Annotated in this window: 6 protein-coding genes; 3 read left to right on the forward strand and 3 right to left on the reverse strand. The window is 68.7% G+C overall.

What is annotated here, in order from left to right:
• Window positions 1-524: 524 nt before the first annotated feature.
• Window positions 525-1,007, forward strand: a complete 483-nt coding sequence (locus WYO_RS22885; RefSeq protein WP_007566981.1) for a DUF2721 domain-containing protein — start codon at window positions 525-527, stop codon at window positions 1,005-1,007.
• Between the two features lie 93 nt (window positions 1,008-1,100).
• Window positions 1,101-1,307: a hypothetical protein gene (locus WYO_RS22890; RefSeq protein ID WP_007566982.1), complete on the forward strand. Its 207-nt coding sequence runs from the start codon at window positions 1,101-1,103 to the stop codon at window positions 1,305-1,307.
• Window positions 1,308-1,376: 69 nt separating this feature from the next.
• On the opposite strand, the gene WYO_RS22895 is transcribed toward WYO_RS22890, so the two are convergent.
• The 3 genes from WYO_RS22895 to WYO_RS22905 form a co-directional block, all read right to left on the reverse strand.
• Entirely contained in the window at window positions 1,377-1,577 is a 201-nt protein-coding gene (locus tag WYO_RS22895; protein WP_007566985.1) for a hypothetical protein, read from the reverse strand.
• Between the two features lie 172 nt (window positions 1,578-1,749).
• Window positions 1,750-2,109 (reverse strand): hypothetical protein, encoded by a 360-nt coding sequence (locus WYO_RS22900; RefSeq protein ID WP_007566986.1) that lies wholly within the window; start codon window positions 2,107-2,109, stop codon window positions 1,750-1,752.
• Between the two features lie 61 nt (window positions 2,110-2,170).
• The gene (locus WYO_RS22905; RefSeq protein WP_007566988.1) at window positions 2,171-2,413 is read right to left on the reverse strand and encodes a hypothetical protein; all 243 of its coding nucleotides are present in this window, start codon (window positions 2,411-2,413) and stop codon (window positions 2,171-2,173) included.
• A 178-nt stretch (window positions 2,414-2,591) separates the two neighbouring features.
• Here WYO_RS22905 and WYO_RS22910 point away from each other — a divergent pair, with 178 nt between their 5' ends.
• The gene (locus WYO_RS22910) at window positions 2,592-3,419 is read left to right on the forward strand and encodes a porin family protein (protein WP_007566990.1); all 828 of its coding nucleotides are present in this window, start codon (window positions 2,592-2,594) and stop codon (window positions 3,417-3,419) included.
• The last annotated feature ends 1 nt before the right edge of the window (window position 3,420 follow it).

Genomic DNA, 3,420 nt, shown 5'->3' on the forward strand with positions numbered 1-3,420 from the left:
CTTCTTGATCATCTGGTCCTCTGTCTCCCGTTCGGCGGGATGTGTGCCCGGCAACAGAGACGGCAGGTTGAGGACACGCGATAGTGCAGCGCTGCAACAGCGCTCCTGGGCGCCCCGGACCGGTGGTTGGGCGCGTGCGCTTGAGCACATCCCGCGCCCAAGAAGGCCGATTTCGGCCCGAAGATTTGTATCTCGACGTTTCCGGCAGCAAAAAACCCCGCCGCACGGGGCTGACGGGGCTTTAGTTTGCTCGAGAACATTCCCAGGACCAACCAGGAAGCTTCATCCTCTGTTAGATCCGAGTAGCCGGCGGCCCGCAAGCCCATCCGGGACTGTTGATCGCAGTTAAGATTAATTAACGCTCCCGGCCCCTGCACACCGGCCGTCGGTGCGGGTATCGGGTTGCGCTCGGCCGGCATCCTGTGGTGACGCTCCCGGCATGCTGGATCCCAGATCATCCGCCGCCGCGGGGAACGGTGCCGAAGGCCGGGCGGTCGCGTCCGGCGCGCGAGCCTAGCGCGCCCATGTTCGGCTTCTCCCTGAGCTCCACCGAGCCCGACAGCATCGCGCACATCATCCAGGTCGCGCTCGCGCCGGCCTTCCTCCTCTCGGCGCTCGCGACCCTGCTGAACGTGTTCTCCACCCGGCTCGGCCGGATCTCCGACAAGGTCGACACCCTCTCGGGGGAGATCGCCCGGGCGACGGAGGCGGAGGCCGTGCGCCTGTCCCGCCGGCTGACCTTCCTGCGACGGCGCTCCCTCGTCCTCGACGTGGCGGTCGTCCTCGCCTCGCTCGCCGGCTGCCTGATCGGGCTGGCGGTGCTGACCCTGTTCGTCGGGGCGATGCGCGATGCGGCGACCGCCTCGATCCTGTTCGCCTGCTTCGGCGCGGCCCTGATCTGCACCGTGGCGGCGATCGGGGCGTTCATGACCGAGATCCTGATGGCCGGTCACGGCGTGCGCGACGAGGTCGAGCACCAGCAGGACAAGGTCCCGGCGCGGTCGTGACCCGGTCACGTTTCGCGTTGCATGCCTAAGGAACTTCGTCTTAATCTTGATGCGGCTTGATTCCGCTCGCCTGCTGCGTCCGAGTGTTCCGCCATGAGTGTCGCGATTCTGGTTGCCCTCATCGCGGGAGCCTTGTGCCTCGGGATGCTCTCTTCTCTCCTGCCGTTCGGCCGGCGGGACGAGGAGGAGGAACTGATCCTGCCCGGCGAGGGCGAGTTCTTCGATATCGACGGCCCGATCATCGACCTGGAACCGCTGATTCCGCTGCTCGATATGCAGGCGCTCGAGGCGAAGCGGTAAGCGGGACGCATCCTATAAGAGAGGGCCGCCGGCCCGGGCATATCCCGGCGGCGGCCCCGGAAGCCTGCGTCAGGCGGCTTCCTCTTCCGAATCGTCCGCGTCCAGGATGGTCTCCAGGTCGCCGACCAGGGCGTCGAGCTGATCGGCGGTGGCCTTGAGCTTCAGCGTGGTGCCGTCCTCGGCCTCCACGGCGATCTCGATATGGTCGTCGACCTTGGCGGCCAGGGCCTGCTTGATGGTGTAGGTGATCACGTCAGCCTTGTCGGCCATGCCTGTCTCCTCGGGTGGCTGCGGGCAACGCGGCATGTCCGGCATCGGCCCTGCGGCAGAAGCTCGCGTCGCGGACTCGTCGCGGGTTGCGCGGTCGGACGGCCGCCACGGCGCGTCTCGTCGACGGATCGGCCTGTCCGCGCGCCAAGTCTTCGACGGGTGCGACAGGGCCCTACCGCCGGCCGCGCATGCGCCGCTCGGTCACCCGAAGGCGACGGCTCGGAACCTCCGGAAGTTGTGTCGGGCGCACCGCGATCGCCTGGCGGTCCGGGCGCGGTGGGGCCGGCAGCAGTTCCGGCCTGGACCGGGGCGTCTCGACGACGACCGCCTCCAGCACCATCGGGCGCGACGGCTTGGTCAGGGCGAGCGTCCGGCCGGGCTTGGCCGCCAGGGTGCCCAGCGCCCAGAGGACGAGGCAGGCCAGGCCGACCAGAACCCCCGTCCAGGATGGCTCCGAGCGGAGCATCAGGAAGGCGGCGCCGGTCAGGGCGGCCGCGGCTGCGAGCAGCCGGGGTGTGGGATCGCCGGACATCACCGCGCCAGCCTCGACGATGCGGGCTGACGGCCCGTGAAGATCATCGCTCGAATGCGCGTCAATCCGCGAGGCTCGAGGGCGTCTGCCAGGTTGTGCCGGGATGCTCGCGGATGTCGCCGGCCCGGGCGCCGGTATCGGCGTCGCTGGTCCAGTCGCTCGGCTCGGTGACGCTGGCGATCTCCGCCTCCGGGTAGGCGGCGGCCAGGAACAGGCGCGCCTCGCCCTCGGCCTCGGCCCGCACCGTCACGAGCGGCTTGTCTCCGTCCGCGTCGCGGATCTGGGCGATGAACAGCTTGGTCATGGGGGGCCTCCGCTACCTTGGAGCGCCAACGGGCCGGCGACGGGATGGTTCGCGGCCGGAGCCCGGATCGGGCGATCTTTGGCTTCCGCCACACCTGTGGCAGCGGCGATACAGCTTGAGTGTGGAAAACCGGGTAATTTCACGCTCGATAGGAACATTCGCTGGGGAAAGACCAGTCATGAAGACGCTTCTGGCCTCGTTGGCCGCCTTTACCGCCCTGACCGCCGCCGCTTCGGCCGCCGACCTGCCGCGTCGCGCCGCCCCGCCGCCCGTCTTCACCCCGGTGCCCGTGTTCACCTGGACCGGCGCCTATTTCGGTATCAACGCCGGCTACGCGTTCGACGCCAGCAGCAACAACACCTCCAGCTTCGCCGTCCCGGCCCCGTACGGCGCCGGCACCACGGCCTATTTCAGCCAGCGGAACCAGGAAGGTTTCTCCGGCGGTGGCCAGGTCGGCTACAACTTCCAGTTCACCCCGGGTTCGGGCGTGGTGGTCGGCGTCGAGGCCGACGCCCAGTACCTCGATTTCGGCCGCAGCCGGAACAACGCCTTCGTGGTCGGCCCGCTGGCCCCCGGCGTCTACCTGACCGATCCGCGCGGCCTGTCGAGCCTCGACTTCTTCGGCACCGTGCGCGGCCGTCTCGGCTACGCCTTCGACCGCGTCCTGGTGTACGGCACCGGCGGTTTCGCCTACGGCTCGGGCAGCGCTGACCGCTCGTTCGGCGGCTTCGCCGGCAACGACAGCTTCCGCACCGGTTGGACCGTCGGCGGCGGCATGGAATACGCCCTCCCGGTCGACTCGTTCCTGAACTTCTTCCGGTCCTCGGCCGTGACGCTCAAGGTCGAAGGCCTGTACGTCAACCTCGACCGCAACACCCGCAACCAGGGCGCGCTGGTGGTCAACGCCGCCAACAACTTCCCGGTGGTCTACAACAACATCGGCCGCCGCGACGACGAGTTCGCCGTGGTCCGCGCCGGCCTGAACTACAAGTTCGGCTCGTACTAAG

It is taken from the genome of Methylobacterium sp. GXF4 (assembly GCF_000272495.1).
GTDB lineage: Bacteria > Pseudomonadota > Alphaproteobacteria > Rhizobiales > Beijerinckiaceae > Methylobacterium > Methylobacterium brachiatum.